The 23,483-nt window shown below is 68.4% G+C and carries 24 protein-coding genes and 2 pseudogenes; 17 read left to right on the top strand and 9 right to left on the bottom strand.

Annotation, left to right across the window (positions count from 1 at the left end):
* The first annotated feature begins 169 nt into the window (after positions 1 to 169).
* Positions 170 to 1,951 (top strand): reverse transcriptase domain-containing protein, encoded by a 1,782-nt coding sequence (locus ACFWP3_RS37725; protein ID WP_384230480.1) that lies wholly within the window; start codon positions 170 to 172, stop codon positions 1,949 to 1,951.
* Between the two features lie 107 nt (positions 1,952 to 2,058).
* Positions 2,059 to 2,244 (top strand): annotated as a pseudogene (locus ACFWP3_RS37720) (hypothetical protein); the annotation flags it as partial.
* Positions 2,245 to 2,382: 138 nt separating this feature from the next.
* Here ACFWP3_RS37720 and ACFWP3_RS37715 read toward each other — a convergent pair.
* The 3 genes from ACFWP3_RS37715 to ACFWP3_RS37705 all read right to left on the bottom strand — a co-directional run bounded on the left by ACFWP3_RS37715 (position 2,383) and on the right by ACFWP3_RS37705 (position 5,353).
* A complete protein-coding gene (locus ACFWP3_RS37715; RefSeq protein ID WP_384230478.1) occupies positions 2,383 to 2,535 on the bottom strand; it encodes a hypothetical protein in 153 nt (50 codons plus the stop codon).
* Positions 2,536 to 3,209: 674 nt separating this feature from the next.
* The gene (locus ACFWP3_RS37710) at positions 3,210 to 4,784 is read right to left on the bottom strand and encodes a hypothetical protein (protein ID WP_384230476.1); all 1,575 of its coding nucleotides are present in this window, start codon (positions 4,782 to 4,784) and stop codon (positions 3,210 to 3,212) included.
* Positions 4,739 to 5,353, bottom strand: a complete 615-nt coding sequence (locus tag ACFWP3_RS37705) for a hypothetical protein (RefSeq protein ID WP_384230473.1) — start codon at positions 5,351 to 5,353, stop codon at positions 4,739 to 4,741. Before ACFWP3_RS37705 ends, ACFWP3_RS37710 begins: the two co-directional genes overlap by 46 nt.
* Before the next feature lie 71 nt (positions 5,354 to 5,424).
* On the opposite strand from ACFWP3_RS37705, the gene ACFWP3_RS37700 reads away from it, so the two are divergent.
* Positions 5,425 to 6,270: a hypothetical protein gene (locus tag ACFWP3_RS37700; protein ID WP_384230470.1), complete on the top strand. Its 846-nt coding sequence runs from the start codon at positions 5,425 to 5,427 to the stop codon at positions 6,268 to 6,270.
* A gap of 36 nt (positions 6,271 to 6,306) precedes the next feature.
* Positions 6,307 to 7,572 (top strand): IS701 family transposase, encoded by a 1,266-nt coding sequence (locus ACFWP3_RS37695; RefSeq protein ID WP_384230468.1) that lies wholly within the window; start codon positions 6,307 to 6,309, stop codon positions 7,570 to 7,572.
* 103 nt (positions 7,573 to 7,675) lie between these two features.
* Here ACFWP3_RS37695 and ACFWP3_RS37690 read toward each other — a convergent pair.
* Positions 7,676 to 8,646 (bottom strand): annotated as a pseudogene (locus ACFWP3_RS37690) (MFS transporter); the annotation flags it as partial.
* Positions 8,643 to 10,013: an NAD(P)-binding domain-containing protein gene (locus tag ACFWP3_RS37685; protein ID WP_384230465.1), complete on the bottom strand. Its 1,371-nt coding sequence runs from the start codon at positions 10,011 to 10,013 to the stop codon at positions 8,643 to 8,645. The pseudogene ACFWP3_RS37690 and the gene ACFWP3_RS37685, both read right to left, overlap by 4 nt.
* 114 nt (positions 10,014 to 10,127) lie before the next feature.
* Between ACFWP3_RS37685 and ACFWP3_RS37680 the strand changes: the two genes are divergently transcribed.
* The 7 genes from ACFWP3_RS37680 (at position 10,128) to ACFWP3_RS37650 (ending at position 14,863) form a co-directional block, all read left to right on the top strand.
* On the top strand, positions 10,128 to 10,490 hold the full coding sequence (locus tag ACFWP3_RS37680; RefSeq protein ID WP_384230463.1) for an ArsR/SmtB family transcription factor: 363 nt from the start codon (positions 10,128 to 10,130) through the stop codon (positions 10,488 to 10,490).
* Positions 10,487 to 10,981: a GNAT family N-acetyltransferase gene (locus tag ACFWP3_RS37675; protein WP_384230461.1), complete on the top strand. Its 495-nt coding sequence runs from the start codon at positions 10,487 to 10,489 to the stop codon at positions 10,979 to 10,981. The genes ACFWP3_RS37680 and ACFWP3_RS37675 overlap by 4 nt, the downstream gene beginning before the upstream one ends.
* A 147-nt stretch (positions 10,982 to 11,128) precedes the next feature.
* A complete protein-coding gene (locus ACFWP3_RS37670; RefSeq protein ID WP_384230458.1) occupies positions 11,129 to 11,944 on the top strand; it encodes a sulfite exporter TauE/SafE family protein in 816 nt (271 codons plus the stop codon).
* Positions 11,945 to 12,219: 275 nt separating this feature from the next.
* Complete coding sequence (gene arsB / locus ACFWP3_RS37665) at positions 12,220 to 13,341, top strand: ACR3 family arsenite efflux transporter (RefSeq protein WP_384230456.1); 1,122 nt, start codon at positions 12,220 to 12,222, stop codon at positions 13,339 to 13,341.
* Positions 13,341 to 13,541, top strand: coding sequence for a DUF2180 family protein (locus ACFWP3_RS37660; RefSeq protein WP_384230454.1), 201 nt, complete (start codon positions 13,341 to 13,343; stop codon positions 13,539 to 13,541). The genes arsB and ACFWP3_RS37660 overlap by 1 nt, the downstream gene beginning before the upstream one ends.
* 111 nt (positions 13,542 to 13,652) lie before the next feature.
* The gene (locus ACFWP3_RS37655; protein WP_384230452.1) at positions 13,653 to 14,018 is read left to right on the top strand and encodes an ArsR/SmtB family transcription factor; all 366 of its coding nucleotides are present in this window, start codon (positions 13,653 to 13,655) and stop codon (positions 14,016 to 14,018) included.
* A 122-nt stretch (positions 14,019 to 14,140) separates the two neighbouring features.
* Complete coding sequence (locus ACFWP3_RS37650) at positions 14,141 to 14,863, top strand: permease (RefSeq protein ID WP_384230449.1); 723 nt, start codon at positions 14,141 to 14,143, stop codon at positions 14,861 to 14,863.
* Between the two features lie 106 nt (positions 14,864 to 14,969).
* Here the strand turns inward: ACFWP3_RS37650 and ACFWP3_RS37645 are convergent, their stop codons facing one another.
* From ACFWP3_RS37645 to ACFWP3_RS37635, 3 genes are read right to left on the bottom strand one after another with little or no spacing between them, the layout of a single operon-like run.
* Positions 14,970 to 16,028 carry an ArsO family NAD(P)H-dependent flavin-containing monooxygenase gene (locus ACFWP3_RS37645; protein WP_384230446.1) on the bottom strand — a complete coding sequence of 353 codons (1,059 nt, stop codon included), beginning with the start codon at positions 16,026 to 16,028 and terminating at the stop codon, positions 14,970 to 14,972.
* Positions 16,025 to 16,813, bottom strand: a complete 789-nt coding sequence (locus tag ACFWP3_RS37640; protein WP_384230443.1) for an aquaporin — start codon at positions 16,811 to 16,813, stop codon at positions 16,025 to 16,027. Before ACFWP3_RS37640 ends, ACFWP3_RS37645 begins: the two co-directional genes overlap by 4 nt.
* A gap of 34 nt (positions 16,814 to 16,847) precedes the next feature.
* Entirely contained in the window at positions 16,848 to 17,162 is a 315-nt protein-coding gene (locus tag ACFWP3_RS37635) for a metalloregulator ArsR/SmtB family transcription factor (protein WP_330296862.1), read from the bottom strand.
* A 76-nt stretch (positions 17,163 to 17,238) separates the two neighbouring features.
* Here ACFWP3_RS37635 and ACFWP3_RS37630 point away from each other — a divergent pair, with 76 nt between their 5' ends.
* From ACFWP3_RS37630 to ACFWP3_RS37605, 6 genes are all read left to right on the top strand, one after another.
* A complete protein-coding gene (locus ACFWP3_RS37630) occupies positions 17,239 to 17,862 on the top strand; it encodes a low molecular weight phosphatase family protein (RefSeq protein ID WP_384230440.1) in 624 nt (207 codons plus the stop codon).
* A 56-nt stretch (positions 17,863 to 17,918) separates the two neighbouring features.
* Entirely contained in the window at positions 17,919 to 18,338 is a 420-nt protein-coding gene (locus ACFWP3_RS37625) for an arsenate reductase ArsC (RefSeq protein ID WP_384230437.1), read from the top strand.
* A gap of 4 nt (positions 18,339 to 18,342) precedes the next feature.
* The gene (gene trxB, locus ACFWP3_RS37620) at positions 18,343 to 19,311 is read left to right on the top strand and encodes a thioredoxin-disulfide reductase (RefSeq protein ID WP_384230435.1); all 969 of its coding nucleotides are present in this window, start codon (positions 18,343 to 18,345) and stop codon (positions 19,309 to 19,311) included.
* Between the two features lie 24 nt (positions 19,312 to 19,335).
* Positions 19,336 to 19,662, top strand: a complete 327-nt coding sequence (trxA, locus tag ACFWP3_RS37615) for a thioredoxin (RefSeq protein ID WP_384230432.1) — start codon at positions 19,336 to 19,338, stop codon at positions 19,660 to 19,662.
* 302 nt (positions 19,663 to 19,964) lie between these two features.
* Positions 19,965 to 21,041: an ImmA/IrrE family metallo-endopeptidase gene (locus ACFWP3_RS37610; RefSeq protein ID WP_384230429.1), complete on the top strand. Its 1,077-nt coding sequence runs from the start codon at positions 19,965 to 19,967 to the stop codon at positions 21,039 to 21,041.
* A 3-nt stretch (positions 21,042 to 21,044) separates the two neighbouring features.
* The gene (locus tag ACFWP3_RS37605) at positions 21,045 to 22,202 is read left to right on the top strand and encodes a hypothetical protein (protein WP_384230427.1); all 1,158 of its coding nucleotides are present in this window, start codon (positions 21,045 to 21,047) and stop codon (positions 22,200 to 22,202) included.
* A 19-nt stretch (positions 22,203 to 22,221) separates the two neighbouring features.
* Here ACFWP3_RS37605 and ACFWP3_RS37600 read toward each other — a convergent pair whose 3' ends face one another.
* On the bottom strand, positions 22,222 to 22,839 hold the full coding sequence (locus ACFWP3_RS37600) for a hypothetical protein (protein ID WP_384230424.1): 618 nt from the start codon (positions 22,837 to 22,839) through the stop codon (positions 22,222 to 22,224).
* Between the last annotated feature and the right edge of the window lie 644 nt (positions 22,840 to 23,483).

Raw genomic sequence — 23,483 nt, 5'->3', positions numbered from 1 at the left:
AACGTACAGACAGGGACGAACGTGGGATCGCCTACGGGATGCGAGTCCTATGGCGACGGAGGCCTCGTAGTAGTCGCCGGAGTCACGACCGGCCAAGGGGGAGGGAAAGCCGTCCGCAGGGCGAAGGGGGCCAGGTGATTCGGACACCGAGACCTGGGAGGTATGCGTAATGCAGAGCGCCAAAACGGTGCTGGGTGTCCTGCGTGAACGCGGCAGGAAAGGCCTGCCGTGCGATGAACTGTATCGACAGCTGTTCAATCCGCAGTTGTATCTGATGGCCTACGGTCGCATCTACGCCAACCACGGCGCGATGACACCCGGGGTCACGCCGGAAACCGTGGACGGCATGTCTCAGCGGAAGATCAGCCGGATCATCGAATCGGTACGTCACGAGCGATACCGCTTCCGCCCGGTCCGGCGCGTGTTCATCCCGAAGAAGAATGGGAAGACACGTCCGCTGGGATTGCCGACCTGGTCGGACAAACTCGTCGGTGAAGTTGTCCGCCTCCTGCTGGAGGCGTACTACGATCCGGTGTTCTCCGACCGGTCTCATGGATTTCGCCCCCGCCGGGGCTGCCACACCGCCTTGCGGGAGGCGGCCCACACGTGGACCGGGACATCCTGGTTCATCGAGGGCGGCATCGCCGACTGCTTCGGCAGCCTGGACCACCAGGTCCTGCTGGCGATCCTCGGCGAGAAGATCCATGACCAGCGGTTTCTGCGGCTGGTGCGCAACATGCTGACGGCCGGATACCTGGAGGACTGGAAGTGGGGGGCCACGCTCTCCGGAGCGCCGCAAGGCGGAGTGGCATCCCCGGTCCTGTCCAACATCTACCTGCACAAGTTGGACGAGTTGGTCGAGAAAGTTCTGATCCCGGAATACAGCCGGGGAGCCCGCCGGGCCCGCAATCCCGTTTATCTGGAGTTGCAGAACCTCCTGGCGAAAGCCCGCCGGCGCGGCGACCAGGCAGAAGCCCGGGCGCTTCGTCAGCAGATGGTCAGCCTGCCGAGTTCGGATCCGAACGATCCGGGGTACCGGAGGCTGCGCTACATCCGCTACGCGGACGACCACCTCCTCGGATTTACCGGACCGAAAACCGAGGCCGAGCAGATCAAGCACCGCCTGGCGAAGTTCCTGCGCGACGAACTCAAACTGGAACTGTCCCAGGACAAAACGCTGATCACCCATGCCCGTACCGGGGCCGCGAGGTTCCTCGGCTATGAGATCACGACTCAGCACAACGACACGAAGAAGACTGGCCGTTACCGTCGTGTCAACGGCCAGATCACCCTACGTGTCCCACGTGACGTGATCAAGGCCAAATGTGCCCCTTACCTGTTCTGCGGGAAACCCGCGCGGAGGAACGCTCTGATCAACAGCGGCGATCACGCGATCGTTGCGACCTACGGAGCGGTCTACCGGGGCATCGTCCAGTACTACCTGCTTGCCGGAGATGTTTTCCGGCTGCACCGCATGCAATGGGTCATGGAGACCTCCATGCTCAAGACCCTCGCGGCCAAGCACCGCTCGACCGTGTCGAAAATGGCAGCCAGACACAAGGCCAGGATCGACACGCCCAACGGGCCCCGAGTCTGTTTCGAGGCCCGCATCGAGCGGAAGAACAGGAATCCACTGGTGGCGAGGTTCGGTGGAATTCCACTCCAGCAGCAACGGTCGGCAAAAGTCGTCGACCGTCGCCCAGCCTGGGTGGACTACCCGCAGAAGGAGCTGATCACAAGGCTTCTGGCGGATACCTGTGAGATCTGCGGAAGCATCGGGGATGTCGAGGTACATCACATCCGTGCACGTGCCGATCTCGCGCATTCCGGATGGCCACCGTCCGACTGGGCGCGCGTCATGCTCGACCGGCGCCGCAAGACAGTTGTGGCCTGTGTCAGCTGTCATGACCGTATTCATGTCACACGATCGGCTGAATCGCTCACGCGGTGATCACTGGAGAGCCGGTGATCGGGAAACCATCACGTCCGGTTCGGCGGGAGGCCGCGCGGAAAAGGACCTGCCACGGCAGACCACCTCGCCGCGCGGCCGACCCAACCGGCTGGCTCATGAACCACCGCCGGCTGGCCCGAGACTACGAAGCCCGTCCACACCGCTCCGAAGCCATGATCCACCTCGCGATGATCAACCTCATGACCCGCAGACTCACCGCCGAATCCACCCCCACATGGCGTGGTCTAAGAATCGCACTCAACCCGGCAATCCGGGATGAAACAACGGGATGAAACGCCCTCTCAGAGCCACAATCCCAGATGTAGAGCTGGCTGTGGCCAATACTCACGGCCGCTGTCTGGGTTCGCAGTAACTGGCTCATGACTGGTGAGTCTCCCGCACTCCGCTCTGCCCGCGAACGGGAGCCACCCCTACCGCTCATGGCCGCCGTACCCAACGGCCGTGGCCGTATCAGCCACCCCGAGCGCCACACCCGTCGGCGGCCTGCTCGGCAGCGCGATGAGCGGCTGTGGAGTCCCGTACAGCCTGCCGCCGGTGAAGCTGCGGAACCGGGAGATCAGCATCTGGCCGATCGTGAGTTTCCGCCGCTCCACCTTGCCCTTGCGGTGGGCTGAAAGGCGGGCAGGCGGTCTATGACCACGGCCAAGCCGCCGAGAACCTGCTTGACCGCGCGGGGGCGAAGTCCAGGCCGCGGTCAATCCGTACGAGCTCAGGCCACGCTCCGAACGGCTCGTACGGGTTGCTCTCCTTACTCCCCAGTTACCGGACCGGACGGTCCTGGTCAAGCCCCCTCCAGTCCCCCCTGCCGTGAGAGAAACGTGCCGACCGGCGCGGCCCGCCCTCCGGGCGCCTCGCCCGGAGGGCGGGAACGACGATGGCCCCGACACAGAGAGCTGAGTCGAGGCCATCACCCGCACGCGTCCCGCCGTGGGGCGTCGGAACAGTGCACCTGTCGCCCCTTCCAACGCCAACCGGGTCGCGGGGGTTACGCAGCAGCAGAGGAAACGGTGGCCGATCAAGGCACGCCGTGGCAGTTCGGATCTACAGGCCGCTCCCATCAGTTCGAAGGAGCGGTCCCCCGGCAGCGCGTCCTGCCACTCCGCACGTCGGCCTGGGGCCTGACCACGTCCGAGGCCAGGTCAGGCAGATCGTCGCGCAGCTGCGCCGCCCACTGATCCGTCAGCGCCCTGCCGTTCACGTACAGCTCGCCGTCCACGTCGACCGACCGGGCGCGGCGTTACGGCTGGTAGATGTCCTTCCAACCGTTCCAGTGGCCGTTGGCTGTGCGGGTGGTCTGGCTGATGGTGCCGTTGGCGATGGCGGTGAGGCGGAAGCCGTCTCCGGCCGTAGTTGCGAGCAGTTTGCGAGTGTAGCCGGGGTCGCCGACGACGGTGGTCACATCTCCCCACGCGGTCCAGGTACCGTCGGCTCGGCGGGTGGTGTGGTAGATCCGGCCCTCAGATGCTGCGCCGAGCTGGAACTCTGCGCCGGTGCCGGCGCTGGCGGCGGCCTCAATCGAGGCCAGCGGGGTGGCGATGGGTAGCTGGGTGAAGGTCTGCCAGTTCCCTGCGGCGGTCTGGGCCGCGTAGTGTGCCCGGCCCTCGGAGAGGATCGCCATGTTCGGCTGATTGTTTACCGTGGCAAGGGTGATCTGGTCGATCTGCGCAGGGGTCCCCGGAACGAGCCGCCAGCTGTCCCAGCGATCGGGGTAGCGGGTCGTCAGGTAGACCTTATTGTCGGCGACCGCCGCGATGACCATGTTCGCGCCGTTCTGGGGGGCGGCCATCTGCGTCACGTGGGGCAGTCCGCCGCCGGCGGTCGTGGCGTCTCCCCAGCGTTGCCACTGTCCCGCGGGTGGCCGGACGGCATGGTGGATCTTGCCGTTGGACAGGGCGAGGACGTGGGGCTGTCCGTCGGTGCCGATCGTGGCGACCTGTTCGACGTTCGGGAGGTCACCGGTTTCGGATGCGGTGCCCTGGACGCTGCCCCCGGTGAACCCGTGCCACACGTGTCCCTCGGCGACGGCGACCAGCTGACCGCCCTGGGTCGTGGTGGCGTCCGCGAGCGAGGTGGCCGTGTCGTTGTCGTCCCACTGGATGCCGCTGTTGAGTGTGGCCTCGGAGTCGTTGCCTGCCTTGTCGGTGGCGTAGGCCTTGAGCTCGTAGCGACCCTCACCCATCTTCGGCAGCAGCACGGTGGCCTGCCCGTGCCAGGCCTCAACTCGTCGCGTGGGCTGGTCGGTGTTGATGCCGAACCGGTAGGTCTGGACGTGTTCTCCGCCCTCTGCGCCTTCTGCGGTGAAGGTGGCGATCCCCTTGTCCGGGTCGATGTCGATCTTCGGGGCGGGTGGTGCGGTCCGTTTTGCCGTGAACCGTCCGCCGCCTTCCCAGCGGGATGTGCTCGTGCCGTCGTCGGCCTGGACTTCCCAGTGGTATGACTCGTCCCAGGGCAGCCATCCGTCCGGGATGCGGAAGTCGGCGAGACCGCCACTGGGGACGGTGACGGTGGCTTCGTTGAACCAGCCTCCGCGGTCGACGTAGTGCACGCGGAACCGGGCCGTCACGTTTCCGCTGTCGGGGTCGGAGATTCGCGCGCGCAGGTGCACGCCGCTGGCGAGGTTGGTCTTGCCGATGTAGCCGTGGGGCGTGAGCTGTGGTGTCATGTGCAACTCGCCGGGAGTGTTCGGCGGCTGGTTGTACTCGATGGAGAGGGTGGTGCTGTTGAGGAACTTCTTCCAGCCGTGAGTGTCAGTCTCGTTCTCCGCCTTCAGCCCCAGGGTGACGTCTGACCAGCCGGGCGGTTGGGGCCCCATCCCTTGGCCGTGTTCACGGTAGCCAGGTGCTGGTTCCAGGCTGGCTGGGTTCGCCACGTGGTACTGGAGCTGATCGCGCCAGTGGACCACAGCTGAACCGGCCGGGCTTCACAGGACCAGGACCATTCGAGTTGGGTGGAGAACGTGCCCCGGATGACGTTCTTGCCAGCGAACCCGACTGTATCCATCCGGTAGAGCGACCGGGAGAGTCCGTTGGATTCGTTCTCGTAGCCGACCCGGGCCAGTTCGTTCTTGTTCCAGTACGCGGTGTCCTGGAACTTCTTGTACACCCGACTCCAGGCGATCCGGCCACCGCTCATCCACGGGTCGATGAAGACCGGAAAGACGGTGTCCTTGCCCCTGAGGATCTTCTGGTCCGGGACCACCTTCAGTGTGGAGCCGTCCACCTTGGTGGCCATCGCGGCCTGCTTAGCGTTCAGACCTGGTTCCCACGCCGTGGAGGCGCTGCCGTCTGTGGCCGCAGGGGCGCTGCCGTCCCGCGCTGCGGGGGCGCTCCGCGCCAGCGAGGCGATCTTCTGCTGTCCGGCGGTCGGTGTCGATTCCCACATGGTCACGGTCCCGGAGGGGCAGGGCACGCTCTCCGGAAGCTACGAGTCGAAGATCGACTACAACAGCACCGGTGACCCCGCCTCGGTGCACCTTCCCGCCGTCGGCGGTCTCCCCTCGGAAAAAAAAGCTGGACCTCGCCTACAACGCGACGGGCATGCCCAGCACCCTCAAGGGCTCGGCCGAGTACATCAGCAGCACCCGGTACACACCCTTCGGCGAGATCATGCAGTACATGCAGGGCGCCAAGGGCAAACGGATGATCCACACCACTTACCTGGACGACTCCACCCGCCGGGTCACCAAGTCCTTCGCGAACCGCGAGGTCGCACCGTTCGAACTGTCCGAAGTCGACTACACCTATGACCCTGCGGACAACATCACTTCCCTCAGCGAGCTGCGCGAGAAGACGACCCGCGACACCCAGTGCTTCCGCTACGACTACCTGCGTCGTATGACCGAGGGCTGGACCGCCAAGGAGAGCTGCTCGAGCGGTCCTTCCGCGGCCACCGTCGGCGGAGTCACTCCCTACTGGCACTCCTACACCTTCGACCCCACGGACAACCGCACGAGCGAGACCAAACACGACGTCGGCAGCGGTGAAAGCCGACGCACCTACACCTACCCGGCCGCAAAAGGCAACCAGCCGCACGCATTGAGCGGTGTCGACAGCGTGGAGCCCACCGGGACCCGCAAGGACTCCTACGCGTACGACGCCACCGGCAACACCACCATCCGCAAGATCGGCAACTCCGAGCAGAAGCTCGAATGGGACACCGAAGGACAGCTCACCAAGGTCACCGAGGGCACCAAGGTCACGGAGTACGTCTACGACGCTGAAGGCAACCGCCTGCTGCGCAAGGACCCTTCCGGCACCACGCTCTACCTAGTAGGGCTTGGTCAGGTTGGTTGTGGTTGAGCGTTTCCTTCTGGTGCGGTGTTGCGTTGAGAGGGTGTGACTCCGGACGAGATTGCTTCTGTGCGTGGTGAGTTGGAGGACTTTGCGGCGGAGGTTTTCGAGCCGTTCGCGCGTAATGATCAGCGTCGGTGGGGTCGGGTCTACCTGCGGGGCCTGCTCACGGACGGGCAGCGCAAGTCGGTCGAGCCGATGGCCGCCCGGCTGGGCGAGGACGGGAACCGCCAGGCCCTGGCCCACTTCGTCACCACCAGCCCGTGGGATCCGGCGCATGTGCGGGCCCGGCTGGCCTGGAGGATGGAAAAGGCGATCCGGCCCACCGTGCTGGTCTTCGATGACACCGGGTTCCTCAAGGACGGCAATGCCTCGGCGTGCGTGTCGCGGCAGTACACCGGCACCGCGGGCAAGGTCACGAACTGCCAGGTCGGCGTCTCCCTGCACATGGCCTCCGATCACGCGTCGGCGGCGGTCGACTGGCGGCTGTTCCAGCCGGAGACCTGGGACCCCTTCTCGCCGAAGGCGGACCCGGACAAGGCCGCCCGCCGCGCCGCCTGCCAGATCCCCGACGACGTCGGGCATGTGGAGAAATGGCAGCTCGCGCTCGACATGCTCGATGAGACCCGCTCGTGGGGCATCGAGGTGCCGCTGGCCGTCGCGGACGCCGGATACGGCGATGCCGCGGCCTTCCGGCACGGCCTGCAGGCCCAAGGCCTCAACTACGTCGTGGGAATCTCCACCACCCTCTCGGCCCAGCCCGGCCAGGCGGTGCCGGTGACCGAGCCGTACTCCGGGACCGGACGGCCGCCGGTGGCGAAGTACCCGGACAAGCCACAGTCGGTGAAACAGCTGGTCATGGGGGCGGGCCGGAAGGCGGCGAAGCCGGTGCAATGGCGTGAGGGATCCCGGCCCGGCACAGGCCGCAGTGGCTTCAAGCGAATGTACTCGCGGTTCGTGACCTTGCGGATCCGGCCTGCCGGACGCGAGGTCCGCCAAGCGGTCGACGGCCCGGAGCTTCCCGAGTGCTGGCTCCTGGCCGAGTGGCCGGCCGGCCAGACCGAACCCGTCCAGTTCTGGCTCTCCGACCTGCCCGCCGACACCCCGCTGACCACCCTGGTCCGCCTGGCCAAGCTCCGCTGGCGCATCGAAGGCGACTACCGCGAGATGAAACAGACCCTGGGCCTGGCCCACTTCGAGGGCCGCACCTGGAACGGCTGGCACCACCACGTCACCCTCGTCTCCGTGGCCCATGCCTTCTGCACCCTGCAACGACTGGCCAGAGCCCCAAAAGACACGGCGCCGGCCTGAGCCTCTACCGCATCGTCCGCGAGCTCCAGACCCTCCTCGCGACATGGACCGGCGTATGCCCCACCTGTCACCGCGGCACACCCACACCAACACCAACCTGACCAAGCCCTACTAGGACCGCGAGGATCATCAGCAGGGGTACGGGACCGGGACGAGGGCGAGGGCTGCGGTGGTCGCGCCGCCGAGGGCGATGAGGGTGGCCGTGCGGGTGGTGACGGAGGTGCGGGCGGACAGGGCTGAGTAGAGCCGGCCGAGGGTCTGGCCCGCTCCGCCGAGTCCGAGGGCCCAGGCGGCTTGGATGGGCGTGGCGCCTCGCTCGGCGAGGAGCGGGATGAGGCCCAGGACGACGGCGTACATGGCGAAGCTGGAGAGCGTGAAGGCCGCGGCCAGGAGGAGGAAGGGGCGGCTGCGGGGAACGGGGGTGTGATCGGTGGTGGGCGCAGGTGGTGGGGCGTCCGGCCACGGGGCGCGGAGCGCCAGGGCGTGCGCGGGGATGGTGATCGCGGCCAGGACAGCCGCGAGGACCGTGTACGTGGCCCGCCAGCTCATGTGGTCGGCGAGGAGTGCGGTCAAGGGTGCGAAGACGGTGGAGGCGAGTCCGCCGGCGAGGGTGACGATCGTCAGGGCGCGGATGCGGTCGGGGCCCCACCAGCGGGTGAGGGCGGCGAAGGCGGGCGGGTAGAACGTGGCCGCCATGGCCACGCCGGCGAGCAGCCAACCCGCACTGAATACTGCGAGATTGGGCGCTGCCGCGATCACCAGGAGGGCGAGCGCGCCGAGCACCGAGCCGGCCGTCATCACCGCTCGCGGCCCCCGGCGGTCGAGGATCCGGCCGATGGGGATGCCCGCCAGGGCGGAGATGAGCAGGGCGGCGGAGAAGGCCGCGGTAGTGGCGGCCGGGGACCAGCCGGTGTCGGCGGTGATCCGGGAGCCCAGGACGGGGAAGGCGTAGTAGACGATCCCCCAGCTGGTGATCTGGGTGACGCACAGGGCGGGCAACGCGGCGCGCGGCCGCGACTGGACCCCCGTCCCGGTCGCGGCCGGGGCGGCCTGGGTGCGTTGCACGCCTTTCAGCAGCCGCCGGAGGAGGCGGGGGCTCCGATGGTGAGGGTGGCCGGGGCGGCGCAGCAGCCGCCGCCGGTCTCTTCGGCTGCTGCGGGCTGGTCGAAGAGGCCCGCGCCACCGCAGACTCCGGTCTCCGGGAGGGTGAGTTCGACGCGCTCGGCGGCTTCCTGGTCGCCGGCGAGGGCGGCGGCGATGGAGCGGACCTGCTCGTAGCCGGTCATGGCCAGGAAGGTCGGGGCGCGGCCGTAGGACTTCATGCCAGCGAGGTAGACGTCCTGCTCCGGGTGGGAGAGCTCCACCGCGCCGTGCGGGTAGACGGTGCCGCAGGAGTGCTGGTTGGGGTCGATCAGCGGGGCCAGTGCGGTCGGGGCCTGGAGGCGCTCGTCGAGGCCGAGGCGGAGCTCGCCGAGGAAGGTGAGGTCGGGGCGGAACCCGGTCAGGACGATGAACTCGTCCACGGGGTCGAGTCGTCGGCCGTCCTCGGCGACGAGGACGAGTCGCCGCTCGCCGTCGCGCTCGATGGCGTCGGTGCGGAAGCCGGTGACCGCGTCGGCGTGGCCCTCGTCGACGGCAGCCTTGGCGGCGAGGCCGAGGGCGCCACGGGCGGGGAGCTGGTCGGCGGTGCCGCCGCCGAAGGTGGAGCCGCTGATGCCGCGCCGCAGGATCCAGGTCGCGTGCGTACCGGCACCCTCCTCGCTCTTGGCGAGGTCGGCGAGGTAGGCCAGGGCAGTGAAGGCGGAGGCGCCGGAGCCGATGACGGCGGTGCGCTTGCCCGCGTAACGGGCGCGGACGGCGGGGTCCTTCAGGTCGGGGACGCGGTAGGAGATCCGGTCGGAGGCGGCGCGCTCGCCGAGGGCGTGCAGGCCGCTGGCGCCGACCGGGCTGGGGGTGGACCAGGTGCCGGAGGCGTCGATGACGGCGCGGGCGAAGATCCGCTCCTCGTGCCCGTCGGGGCTGGTGAGGTGGATGACGAAGGGCTGGGTCTCGCGGTCGGCGTCGACGATGCGGTCGCGGCCGGTGCGGGAGACGCCAGTGACGGTGGCGTTGTAGCGGACGCGGTCGCCGAGGAGGTCGGCCAGGGGCTGGAGGTAGAGCTCGGCCCAGTCGCCGCCGGAGGGGTAGGTGGCGCCGTCCGGCTTGACCCACCCGGTGGGTGCGAGGAGCTTCTCGGCGGCCGGGTCGACGACCTCGGACCAGGTGGAGAAGAGCCGTACGTGCGACCAGTCGCGGACGGCGGACGCGGCGGCCGGTCCGGCCTCTAGGACCAGGGGCTCGATGTCGCGCTCGACGAGGCGGGCGGCCGCGGCGAGTCCGATCGGGCCGGCGCCGATCACGACGACGGGCAGGGTCTCGGTGGATGCGGTCACGGTGGTCACGGCAGTCTCCCCGGTTGTTTTGACGTTCGTCGATGTCCTGACGCCTCAAGCATCAACCCTGGATCGACGTTCGTCAACATAGACATCTGTCGAATTTCCGCGGATGATGGGGGCATGACTACGAAGGTGTTGCCGCTGCTGGAGCCAGAAGCAGCCGCGGCGTGCTGCCCGCCCCTGACGGAGCGCCCACTGACCGCCGAGGAGGCCGAGCGGACCGCCGTCATGTTCAAGGCCCTGGGCGACCCAGTGCGCCTGCGGCTGTTCTCCGCCGTGGCCTCCCACGAGGGCGGCGAGGCCTGCGTCTGCGACATCTCCGATGTCGGCGTCTCCCAGCCGACGGTCTCCCACCACCTGAAGAAGCTCAAGGACGCCGGCCTGCTGTCCTCCGAGCGGCGCGGCACCTGGGTCTACTACCGGGTCGAGCCCGCCGTCCTGGCCGCCATGGGCGCCCTCCTCACCCGGGCAGCCGGCGCGTGAACTTCCGCATCGAGCCTCTGACCTGGGCACACGCGGATCAGGTCCTGGCCATCTACCAAGCCGGCATCGACGAGGGCAACGCCACCTTCGAAAAGGAGGCCCCCAGCTGGGCGGAGTTCGACGCGGCAAGGCTCGACGGGCACCGCTTCGGCGCCATCGGCCCGGACGGGCGGCTGCTCGGCTGGGTGGCCGCCTCGAAGGTCTCCGACCGGGACGCGTACGCGGGCGTGGTCGAACACTCCGTCTACGTCCACCCCGACGCCCGGGGCCGCGGGGTCGCCCGCGCCCTGCTCGATGCCCTGATCGCCTCGACAGAGCCGGCGGGCATCTGGACGATCCAGTCCGGCATCTTCCCCGAGAACACCGCGAGCCTGGCCCTCCACCAGAAGGCCGGCTTCCGGGTCATCGGCACCCGCGAGCGCATCGGCCTGCATCGGGGCATGTGGCGCGACGTGGTCCTCCTGGAACGCCGCAGCCCGAAGATCGACTGACGGCACGAAGCCGGCACGTCACCGCACGGTGCGCGGTCGGCCGCATTCAGAGGTCCGGACGAGTCCGGGGCGAGAGCCCGGTTCCTTTCCCTGAAGGTGGGGCCGGTCCATGGCGGACAGGGCCCGCCACCGGGCAAGATGCCCAAAATGAGCACCGATCAGCATCTCGCCCCGCCTCGTTCGACGCACTCGACGCCCCTGGTGTTCGGTGCCGGAGCGGCGATCGGCATCCTCGGCGGGATGATCGGCCTGGGCGGCGCGGAGTTCCGCCTGCCGCTGCTGATCGGCCTCTTCGGGTTCGCCGCGCTCTGTGCGGTCATCCTGAACAAAGCGATGAGCCTGGTCGTGGTCCTGGTCGCACTCCCAGCCCGCATGGCAGCGGTCGCCGCCTCTGAAGTCGCCGCGCACTGGCCCGTCGCGGCCAACCTCCTGGCCGGAAGCCTGCTCGGCGCGTGGGCCGGAGCCTCATGGGCGGTACGGATGCGCAGCGCCACCCTCTACAAGGTGCTGGCGGGCCTGATGGTCCTCATGGCCGCCGCCCTGGTCGTCACGCACACCACCACCCTGGACTCACTCGCGCTTCCCCTAGCGGCGCAGGTGCCGATCGGCGTGGTGGCCGGCTTCGGTATCGGGGTGGTCGCCGCGATCATGGGCGTCGCCGGCGGCGAGCTGCTCATCCCGACGATCGTGCTGCTCTTCGGGCTGGACATCAAGACGGCCGGAAGCATGTCCCTGCTGGTGTCGCTGCCGACCATGCTGGTGGCCTTCGCCCGCTACAGCCGCGACGGCAGCTTCGCCGTGCTGGGCGCCAATCGCCGCTTCGCTGTGGTCATGGTCGCCGGCTCGATCACCGGGGCGGTCCTGGGCGGCCTGCTGCTCGGCGTGTTCTCCGACCTGGTCCTCATTCCCGCGCTCGCCGCGATCTTGCTCGTCTCCGCGGTCAAACTCGCCCGTCACGCCTGAGAGCCCGGAGGGTCCCGCCCCCGCCCCACAGTCCTGATGCCGCGCCGCCCCGACGGCGCGATTCGCCCTCAGATTGGGCCATTCGGCCCTGATGTCAGTGTTGGGTGGCATCAGGCGTGACTGATATGAGAGTGTCAGTGCAGGCTGACTTCACCAGGTGCTGATGTGATCGGCCTGCGCCCATGCCCCCGACGGGGGCGCGTCGGCTGCCGCTCCCCGAGGGCGGATCGCGTGGCCGCGTACGTCACCCCTCCACATCGAAAGCGAGTGCTCTTATGACCACGACCCAACCCGGCCCAGCCGTGCAGCCGCCGGGCGCCGAGGACCACTCGATCGTGGCCAAGCTGTCCACCCTGGACCGCTTCCTGGCCGTGTGGATCCTGCTGGCCATGGGAGTCGGCCTCGGGCTCGGCCGGTTGATCCCCGGCCTGAACGACGTGCTGGCGAAGGTGGAGGTGGGCGGGATCTCCCTGCCCATCGGGATCGGGCTGCTGGTCATGATGTACCCGGTGCTGGCCAAGGTCCGGTACGACAAGCTCGACGCGGTCACCGGCGACCGGAAGCTGATGGTCTCCTCGCTGGTCATCAACTGGGTCGTGGGCCCGGCGCTGATGTTCGCGCTGGCCTGGATCTTCCTGCCTGACCTTCCTGAGTACCGGACCGGGCTGATCATCGTCGGGCTGGCCCGGTGCATCGCCATGGTCATCATCTGGAACGACCTCGCCTACGGCGACCGCGAGGCCGCCGCCGTCCTGGTCGCCCTGAATTCCGTCTTCCAGGTCATCGCCTTCGGAGCGCTCGGCTGGTTCTACCTCGACCTGCTGCCCCGATGGCTCGGACTCGACGACGGCCAGGGCTTGGACGTCCCGGTCTGGCACATCGCGCTCAACGTGATCGTGTTCCTGGGCATCCCGCTCCTCGCGGGCTTCCTCACCCGCCGCGTCGGCGAGAAGAAGCTCGGCCGCGCCGCCTACGAGGCGAAGTTCCTGCCGAAGATCGGCCCCTGGGCCCTGTACGGGCTGCTGTTCACGATCGTCATCCTCTTCGCCCTCCAGGGGAAGACGATCACCTCGCAGCCCCTGGACGTGGCCCGGATCGCGCTCCCGCTCCTCGTCTACTTCGCGCTGATGTGGTTCGGCACCTTCGCCCTCGGGAAGGCCATCGGCCTCGCCTACGACCGCACCGCGACCCTCGCCTTCACGGCGGCCGGCAACAACTTCGAGCTGGCCATCGCCGTCGCCATCGCCACCTTCGGCGTCACCTCCGGCCAGGCCCTCTCCGGCGTCGTCGGACCCCTCATCGAGGTCCCGGTCCTGATCGGCCTGGTCTACGTATCCCTCGCTTGGCGCAAGAGGTTCGCGGCGGGCCGGGTGGCGACGCCGGGAGGGGTGCGCTGATGCACTGCCTCGACTGCCACGCCCAGGGAGCGGTGACTCCGGCCGTCGGTATCTGCTGTGCCTGCGGCGCCGCCGTGTGCGCCAACCACGCACGCGTCGTCACGCGCGAGGTCCACCGGCGCCCCTTCCTCGCGCCGCCCGTCGAGACGCCGGCCCGCAGCGTGCGCTGCTTCCCGTGCGGGGGAGCCGACAGTCGCTGACGGGTCATAGGGCACGGGCGCAACAGGTCGAACGTCCCTAGTTGCCACCACCCACCCCTATCAACAGTATTTGCTGTTGATAGGGGTGGGTGGTGGTGTTAGCGTCGGGGTATGACAACGACTCTCCCGGTCGCGGTGACCACCCCGGCGGCCCTGCTCTCCGAAGGTGACCGGGCCCGGCTGCTGGCTCCCAAGCTCCGCGCCCTGGGAGACGACACCCGCCTGACCCTGATGCTGCTGATCGCCGAACGCCCCCGCACGGTAAAGGAGCTCCAGGAGGCCACCGGGCTGAGCCAGACCCTGGTCAGCCACCACCTGGCCCCCCTGCGCGAGCAGGAGCTGATCAGCTCCAAGCCGCGCGGCCGCAGCAACGTCTACTCCCTGTGCTGCGCCGAGCTCGGCGGCCCCGTCCAGTTCCTGGCCAGCCTCGCCGCCCAAGCGCCCGAGGGTGCCGCGCCTGTCAGTGAAGTGACCTGAGCCGGGCGCCCGCCCGGCCTTCCGTACAGCCCCAAGACTGAACTCACCCCCACCCACCAGCCCGTGCGTCAACGCCGGTGGGACGGCACAGCGATGTCTGCAAGCCCTGAGGTGCACCACCCGTGAAGCACGTCCTCGAAGTTCTCCAGACGTTCGCCGTCATCACTGGGGTCCTCGCCGGCATCCTGCGTGCGGGAGTGCCGTTCTCCGCCGCCGTGGCGTTCCTGATCTCCTCGCCGATCCTGGGCCCGTTCGTGTTCGTGGCCGTCGGCGCGCTGTTCGGCTGGAAGATGGCCGTCAGCTTCACCGTGGTCGCCTCGATCGGGACCCTGCTCATCGCGCACGGCATGCACCGCGCCGGTTTCGCGTCGCAGGTCAATCGCGTACGGGTCTCCGGCGGCCAGGAGAAGGAGTACGTTCCCTGGCGCGGCCTGCGCGCCGAAATGCCCGGCGCCTGGCGCGAGTCCGTGGTCGAGCTGAAGCCCATGGTCAAGCCGATGCTGATCGGCGTATCGGTCGGCGCCCTGATCTACGGGGCCGTGCCCGCCGACCTGATGGCCGCCGCCGCCGGTGACGGCAAGTGGTACGCGATCCCGCTCGCCGCGCTGATCGCCATCCCCCTCTACATGCGGGCCGAGACCGCCCTCCCCATCGGCTTCGCCCTCATGGAGCGCGGCATGAACCTCGGCGCCGTCTTCGCCTTCGTCATCGCGGCGGCCGCCATCAGCCCGCCCGAGATGGCCCTGCTCACGAAGCTGTTCAAGCCCAAGCGCCTGACCACCTTCGCCACCTCGGTCTTCGCCCTCGCACTGGCCGGCGGATTCCTCGTCCCCCTGGTCGCCTAACCCGGCCCCGTAACCCCCACCCCGTTCAACCCCGTCAAGGAGACCTCCGCCGAGTCCCGCCAGGGCTCCACCACCTGATCCGCCAAGCGAGGGCTGCCGTACGTGTTCAGGAGGTGAGCAGGTCGGCGATCTCGCGGGCGGCGTCCCGGGCGGGGCGCCCGACGCCGATGAGGGTGGCGGAGGCGGGGCCGGTCCAGTCACCGTAGCCGAGCAGGTGAAGCCGCGGCTCGTCGACGACCCGCGTGCCGACGGTCGCGATGTGGCCCCGGGTGCCGCGCAGGCGCAGCGATGCGAAATGCGCGAGGGCGGGGCGGAAGCCGGTGCACCAGATGACGGCGTCGGCCTCGGCGGAGGAACCGTCGGCCCACTCGACGCCGGTGGGGGTGAGACGGGTGAACATCGGCTTCGCGTGCAGGAGCCCTGCATCGCGGGCGGCGCGGACGGGCGGCACGGCGACGATGTCGCCGAGCAAGCCCACCCCGCCGGTATCCGCACGGCCCGCGTCCAGCGCCTGGCGGCGAGCGGTGGCGGAATCGAAGAGGGCCCGGCCGTCTATGCCGTCGGCCAGGTAGCGCGGCGGACGCTGGGTAACCCAGGTCAACTCGGTGCTGGGTGCGAGGTCGGCCGCGATCTGGGCAGCGGAGTTCCCACCACCCACCACGATCACCCGCTGCCCGGCGAACTCGTCCGGACTCCGGTACTGGACGGTGTGGCGCTGTCGGCCCTGGAACTCGCGCCGCCCGGGGACAGCGGGCAGGAAGGGCCGGATCCAGGTGCCTGTCGCGCTGATGACCGCGCGGGCCCGCCAGTCGCCGGAGTCGGTCTCCACCCGCAGGTGTTCGCCGTCGCGGTGGACGGCCGAGACCCACACGCCCCGCTGGACGGGAAGCTCGTACCGCTTCTCGTAATCGGCGAGGTACGAGACCACGTGCGCAGCGTCCGGATACACCTCGCCCTCCTGGGCGGGCATGAAGCGGCCCGGCAGCGAGGAGTACGCGGCCGGAGAGAACAGCCGCAGCGAGTCCCAGGTGTGCTGCCAGGCCCCACCGGGTGCCGTCTGGGCGTCGAGGATGACGTGCTCGATGCCCAGGCGGCGCAGGTGGTAGCCGGCGGCAAGCCCGGACTGGCCACCGCCGATCACCACCACACCCGTGGACCGCGTCATGCCGCAGGCGCTCCGGCGGTCGCCGTCTTGCCTCGCATGAAGATGACCGCCACCAGGGCCAGGCCCACCACCGCGCCTACGAGCTGCACACCGACGAACGCCGGCACGGAGGCCGGGGCGATGCCCGCGAAGGTGTCGGTGAAGGCGCGGCCGATGGTGACGGCCGGGTTCGCGAAGGAAGTGGAAGAGGTGAACCAGTACGCCGCGCCGATGTACGAGGCCACCGCGACCGGCGCGAAGCGCAGGCGGTCGGTGCGGGCCAGCCCGAAGATCAGCAGAATCAGACCGGCCGTAGCGACGACCTCACCCAGCAGCAGATTGCCAGCCGAGCGGTCGTGGGTCGCCCACTTCACCAGCGGCTCGCCGAACATCGCGTCCGCAAGGATGGCGCCCGCGATCGCGCCGACGATCTGTGCGGGCACGTATACGGCCAGGTCACGGGCGGTGACTCCGCCGCCGGTGCGGCGGGTGGCCCACCACTCGGCGAGGCTGACCACCGGGTTGAAGTGGGCTCCGGAGACCGGGCCGAGGAGGACGATCAGGACGCCCAGGCCGAAGACCGTGGCGGTGGAGTTGGCCAGCAGCTGCAGCGCGACGTCCTGGGTGAGCTTCGTCGCCTGGATGCCGGACCCGACGACGACCGCGACCAGCGCGGCCGTCCCGACGAGTTCGGCGGCGGCGCGCGCCACCAACGGGCTGGCGCTCGCCACAGGTGTGGACTGTGACGCGTCGGCGACTATGCCTGGCGCCGCTGCCGGGGCGACGACGGGCTCGGTGACGGACAACGGTTCTCCTCGGGCAGGTGAGGGGCAAAGCAGACTATGGGCAGGACCGCTTGATGTTCGCTTCAGACGTGGCACGCGCGGCCTGCGCGAGCCCTGCGAACTGGCCGGCGATGGCCTCGATGACTTCCGGGCGGAGTCTGTAGTAGATGAAGCGGCCGCACGGTTCGGTCTCCACGACCCCGGCCTCTCTGAGCACCTTCAGATGGTTCGAGAGGTTGGTCTGCTTGGCACCGGTCTCCTCCACGAGGTGCGTGGTGCACAGCGTCTCGCGGGAGAGCAGGGTCACGATCTGAAGCCTGAGGGGGTCTGCCAGGACTCGGATCAGTTCAGTGTCGACTGACGTCATCATGTGCTGATACTGTCACATCAGTTGGGGCTGACACCAGCCCGGCCTGACCTTATTGGCTCCTTTGAACGGGATCGCCATGCCCACCCCCTCTTCTTCGCCCCTCCTGCCGGACGAACGCCTGGCCGCGGGGGCAGCCCGCCTCACCACCCGCTACTCCGGCCGCTTCGCGCCGGAAACCGTGCTGGGCCTGCTCGCCGACTCCTACGGACGTCTCGCCGAGCACGCCCGGATCCGTACGCACCTGGTCGTGCTCGCGGAACGGCTGACCGCCGAGCGCCTGGACGCCCTCGCCCACACCCAGGGCCTGACGAGCGGCCCGACGCGGGTCCTGTTCGTGTGCAGCCACAACGCCGGCCGCTCCCAGATGGCCGCCGCCCTCCTCACCCACCGGGCAGGCGAACGCGTCACCGTCTCCTCCGCGGGCACCCACCCCGCCGACGAGGTCGAGCCGCACATCGCCCAGGCCCTCACCGAGGCGGGCGCCGACCTCTCGGACGCCTACCCCAAGCCGCTGACCGAAGAAGTCGTCCAGGCCGCCGACATCGTGATCACGATGGGCTGCGGCGACGCCTGCCCCGTCGTACCCGGACGCCGCTACCTCGACTGGCCCGTCGCCGACCCCGACGGCGCACCCATCGCCGTCGTCCGCGACGCCATCGACGCCCACATCACCGAGCTCCTCACCCAGCTCGCCCCCTGAGCGTCCCGGCCCACGCCCTTCTCCACCGCAGTCGCTCTCACCCCAAGGAAGAACAGATGTCCTCCGCTCCTGCCGCCTCCGTCCTGTTCGTCTGCATCCACAACGCGGGCCGCTCCCAAATGGCGGCCGGGTTCCTGCGCCACCTCGCCGGCGACCGCGTCGAGGTCCGCTCCGCAGGTTCGGTCCCCGGAGACAAGATCAACCCCTCGGCCGTCGCCGCCATGGCCGAGCTGGGCATCGACATCTCCGACCAGAAGCCGAAGGTCCTCACCCCGGAAGCCGCCCAGGCGTCCGACTACATCATCACCATGGGCTGCGGAGACGCCTGCCCGTACTTCCCCGGCAAGACCTACCTCGACTGGCAGCTCGAAGACCCCGCCGGCCAGGGCGTCGAAGCCGTCCGCCCCATCCGCGACGAGATCAAGGACCTCATCGAGGGCCTGATCGCCGAGATCGACGCCAAGAAGCAGGCCTGACCCCGTGACCGACACGACCACCGCCGGTGACGGCATACGCAACGTCATCATCATCATCGGCTCCGGCCCTGCCGGATACACCGCAGCCCTCTACACCGCCCGCGCCAACCTTCAGCCCGTCGTCTTCGGCGGCGCGATCTTCGTGGGCGGTTCGCTGACGACCACCACGGAGGTCGAGAACTTCCCGGGCTTCCCGGAGGGCGTCGACGGCCCGGTCCTCATGGACAACATGCGGGCCCAAGCCGAGCGCTTCGGCGCCGAGATGATCGACGACGACATCGTCTCCGTCGACCTGACCGGTGACATCAAGACCGTCACCGACTCCGAGGGCACCGTCCACCGCGCAAAGGCCGTGATCATCGCGACCGGCTCCGGCTACCGCAAGCTGGGCCTGCCCAAGGAGGAGGACCTCTCGGGCCGCGGGGTGTCCTGGTGCGCGACCTGCGACGCGTTCTTCTTCCGCGACCGCGACATCGTCGTGGTCGGCGGCGGCGACACCGCCATGGAGGAAGCCACCTTCCTCACCCGCTTCGCCCGCTCGGTCACCATCGTCCACCGCCGCTCCACCCTGCGGGCCTCCCAGGTCATGCAGAACCGCGCGTTCGCGGACGACAAGATCTCCTTCCTCTTCGACAGCGAGATCACCGAGCTCGAGGACAAGGACGGCAAGCTCTCCAGTCTCACCGTCCGCAACCTCGTCACCGAAGAGACCCAGCGCCTCGACGTGACCGGCCTGTTCATCGCCATCGGCCACGACCCGCGCACCGAGCTGTTCACCGAACAGCTCAACCTCGACGGCGAGGGCTACCTCAAGGTCCACTCACCGTCCACGCGCACCAGCCTCCCCGGCGTCTTCGCCGCCGGCGACGTCGTCGACCACACCTACCGCCAGGCCATCACCGCGGCCGGCACCGGCTGCTCCGCAGCCTTGGACGCCGAGCGCTACCTCGCCGCCCTCGCCGACAAGCGCTGACCACACACGAGAGGAGGCCGCACCGTGGCCCTCAAGAACGTCACCGACAAGACCTTCCTCCAGGACGTCCTGCAGAGCGACAAGCCGGTACTCGTCGACTTCTGGGCCCCCTGGTGCGGCCCCTGCCGCCAGCTGACCCCGTCACTGGAGGCCATCGCCGCCGAACACGGCAGCAAAATCAAGATTGTCAAGCTGAACATCGACGAGAACCCCGAAACGGCCGCCGCCTACGGGATCATGTCCATCCCGACGATGAACGTCTTCGTCGGCGGCAGGGTCGCCAAGACCATCGTCGGAGCCAAGCCCAAGGCCGCCCTCCAGCGCGAGCTGCGCGACTTCATATCCCGCTGACCGCCCACCAAACCAACGCCCTCTCGCGACAGTTCCACAAGCCCCGGTCCCACCAAGCCCCTTGGCGAGACCGGGGCTTCACGTTCTCCGGCGCGTACTGATCGGCGGCACGCACGACACGGCCGATCAGAGCCAGACTGTCAGTGGGGCCTGGGCCTGGTACACCTGGAACCACGACACTTCCGTCGGATCACCTGCGGAATATTCCTCGGTATAAAGCCGTGCACTCTCTTGAGAGTTGACATCGCCAGGGCTGGAGGTGGACCGTGCACGACCGAAGTAGCTTGGTTGCGGATCCCGCCATGCTCACGCTGGCCCGCGACTCGCGCGGCTGGACACAGTCCGAACTTGCCAGCGAGTTGTCACGACTTGAAGGCGCCCGCATCACGCAGGGGTACGTGAGCCGAGCCGAGGCCGGCCGCATCCCCGTCAAGGATGCGCGCGTGCAGCTGTTCGCCGACGCACTCCGCTACACGCCCGACCTGCTGTGCCGCACGTCTGACACTGCCGAGGCCGGCGTCGGGCTGGTTCACCACCGCAAGCGCGCCTCCCTGGGGGCGCCCGCCCTGCGTCGGATCCATGCGACGTTGGCTCTCACCCGCCTCCAGGTCGAATCCCTGACCCAGGCAACAGACTTCCATCTCCCCATCCAGTTCCGGCGTATCGAGGTCAACGACTTCGATACCCCTGCGGACGCGGCGGAGTCGGTGCGCGCGGAGTGGAGCGTCCCCGCGGGTCCCGTCGACGACATGGTCGCCCTGCTCGAAGACGCCGACGCACTGGTCGTGGTCCGCGACCTCTGCACCACCGCGCTCGACGCGGTGAGCCAGTGGCCTGCGGACAAAGCGCCCCTGGTGCTCCTCAACTCCACTACCCCGGCTGACCGTTCCCGCTTCAGTCTCGCGCACGAGCTGGGTCACCTGGTGATGCACGACGAGCCCGGCGAGGGACGCGTGCAGGAAGATCAAGCCAATCGGTTCGCTGCCGAATTCCTCATGCCCCACGAGGTCGTCCTACCCGAACTGAAGCCAGGCATCGACGTATCGCGGCTGCTGGATCTCAAGGCGCGGTGGGGGGTGTCCATGGCGACTCTCATCAGGCGAGCCATGGACCTGGGCGTTGTCACTGAATGGCAATACCGCACGCTCATCGTCGAGTTGTCGGCACTCGGCTACCGCACCAACGAACCGACCATCATTCGGCGCGAAACCCCGCGCCATCTCGCTCGAGCCGTGACCCGGCTTGAAGAGCAGCTCCACCTCAGTCCGACCGAGACCGCTCACCTGGCGGGCCTGGGTCGCGAGGAGTTCCACGAGATCTACTTGTGCGCTTCTTCTCCGTCCGGACACAAGGACGTACCGGACCCTTCTGCGAGGTGATTCATGAGCAACACCCCGTCCCCGGGTGAGCGACCGCCCGCCCTGAAGACGCTCGACCACACCGTTGCCGCCGCGCCTCTTCTCCAAGGGCGGGTTCTGCTCCACGAAAACGCCGTCAACCTTCCGCGCCCGCGGCCCGCGCTCGATGACGACTTCAGCGGTGTCGTGATGACCGGAGCCAAAGCCGACGAACGGGCCTTCCACCTTCGCAGCACGGCCGGCTACGAAGGCACCCTGCTGATCGACAGCGCCCCCTACACCGCTTATACCGCGACGGCGGACGAGCCGTTCATGGTGCCCACCGACGAGCTGTTCGCCTCGGTGGACACCTCGCTGGCCTTCCAGAAGGCGCGCGGAGCGAGCGCAGCACTGACTCCGACCGGCTACATTCCGACCGCGGACTCCAAGACGCTCAAGGCAGTGATACGCGAGGCCAACAAGATCGAACGCGCCGACACCGTCGTAACGCTCCCCATCGACGTCACGTGGCTGAACCGCGAGAACATCGGCCAACTCATCGCGGTCTGTACAAAGATCCGGCATCCGAAGGCTCTCGTCCTCTTCCGTCAGTTCGATCCGCTGGAGCAGACGAAGGACATCCCCGCCAATCTGCGCCGGCTGCTGGCCGAAGTCGAGCACATGGCGCTCCTGCGGACCGACCTCGCTGCGCTTGATGCGGTCGCGCATGGCGCCTTCTGCGCCGGCATCGGCGTGCAGAGTTCACTTCGCCACGCGATCCCGCCCGGCGAGAAGGCCCAGACCAACAAGGCGGGCCCCACCTACCCGAACGTGCTGATGCCGGAGCTCATGTGTTTCAAGGGCGCTGTGTCGCTCGCCAGGCTGTACAGCAACGCCGATCCCGCAACCTGTTCCTGCGAGGAGTGCGACGGACGCAGCCTTGATCGGTTCTACCTGCCTGACGGCGAAACCCGACGCGAGGCCGACAACCACACCGTCCTCACCTGGAGCGACTGGGTCACCGAAATGGCCGGCTACCAGCCAGGCACCTCGCGCAAGTCGTGGTGGCGCGACAAGTGCGCGGCCGCGATCGACCGCTACGCGTTGGAGAACCAGCGTATCGGCCTGGGCGCCAGCCCCAGGTCCGGATTCCAGGCGCCCGCGCCGCTCAAGGCATGGGCGACGCTTCCCATCGCCTCGTAGCGGGCAGGGGGCCGGCAGTTCAGGAGAGCTGACGGTGAACGTCTTCCAGAAACTTCCAGCCGGCGACGGTGTGGCGCCTGCGTACGAAGGGACGTGGCGGGACTACCACTTCCACCGATTCCCCCTGCTGCGTGAGAAGGCCGATGCCGAAGAAGTCCGCGCGCAGCACGGCATCATCCTTGCGCCGCAATGCGCCCTCCACCACTACCGCGCGAGAACAGAACGGAGTAAATCGCTCGGCCTTCTCCATCGCCGACTCCCAGCTTCGGCCGGGCACGAACGCCATGTCTATGTGGACAGGATGCGCCGCTCGGCGGGTGATCGACCCGTCCCTGCGGACTGCCGCGCCCTTCGGAAGTGACTTCAGCACCCGCCGCTCCCTCTCGCCGAGGGAGTCGGCAGGAACGGGCTCGCCCAAGGGCAGCGACATAAGGAGGTCCAGCACGTCAGGTCGCGTCAGTGGCGGCATTCCAGCAGCTGCCCGCCGCTCCAGTTCGCGCACGTCAGACCGATAGGCCACAACGGCTTCGACGCCGAAGGCCTCCACGAGCGCGAGCTTCGCCTCCCGGGGCACGAGGTCGCAGGGAGCCAGCGCACCTGCGACGACATCCATCTGTTCTCGCGCCACGACCGGCATGAAGCAACCCGCTCTCGTTTCGAACCGACACCCTCGTCTGCGGTGCCTCTGCATGCCCCTGCTTACACTCAGGCACCCATCACCGGAAGCACGAGCGGCTCACCGTTCACACGGTCCACTCTCCGAAACCTTCCTGGCCACAGCCAAGCGGGATCGCCAGGCTTAACCAGCCTTCGCCTGCCCGAGACACGGGAACGCCTCCGTACGGAAAGCCAGGCTAGTACGGGCACGCGTACTAGCCACGGCCGCCTCCTCGGATGATCAGGAAACGGCCAGCACACGCCACAGGCCGACCAGCGAGCGTCCACGGCGGCCACCAGCGAACGACTGCGAGCCTAGCCACCACAAGCAGCCATGCCTACATCTGTCCGAATCTTCGCCGCCGTCAGCCCACCCCTCAGTCTCTTCCGACCGCGCCGGGCGGAGCGGGGCTGAGAACATGCCCGTGAGGTATTCGTGCGGTGGGGAGTTCAAGTGCCACAACAGGTCAACGAACGGCAGCAACAGGTGCTGCAATGGGTCGGCCGAGGCTGCGCTGACGGCGTATGGGAAGGAACTGGGTACAAACTCAGCTGCCAGGCCCTACACAGCCGTGGACTGGTCAGAGTCTCCAAGCGGCAAGGAAAGTGGTCCGTCGTGCTCAC

The sequence above is a fragment of the Streptomyces sp. NPDC058525 genome, assembly GCF_042719495.1.
GTDB lineage: Bacteria > Actinomycetota > Actinomycetes > Streptomycetales > Streptomycetaceae > Streptomyces.
This window is presented reverse-complemented; position numbering and strand designations above follow the sequence as displayed.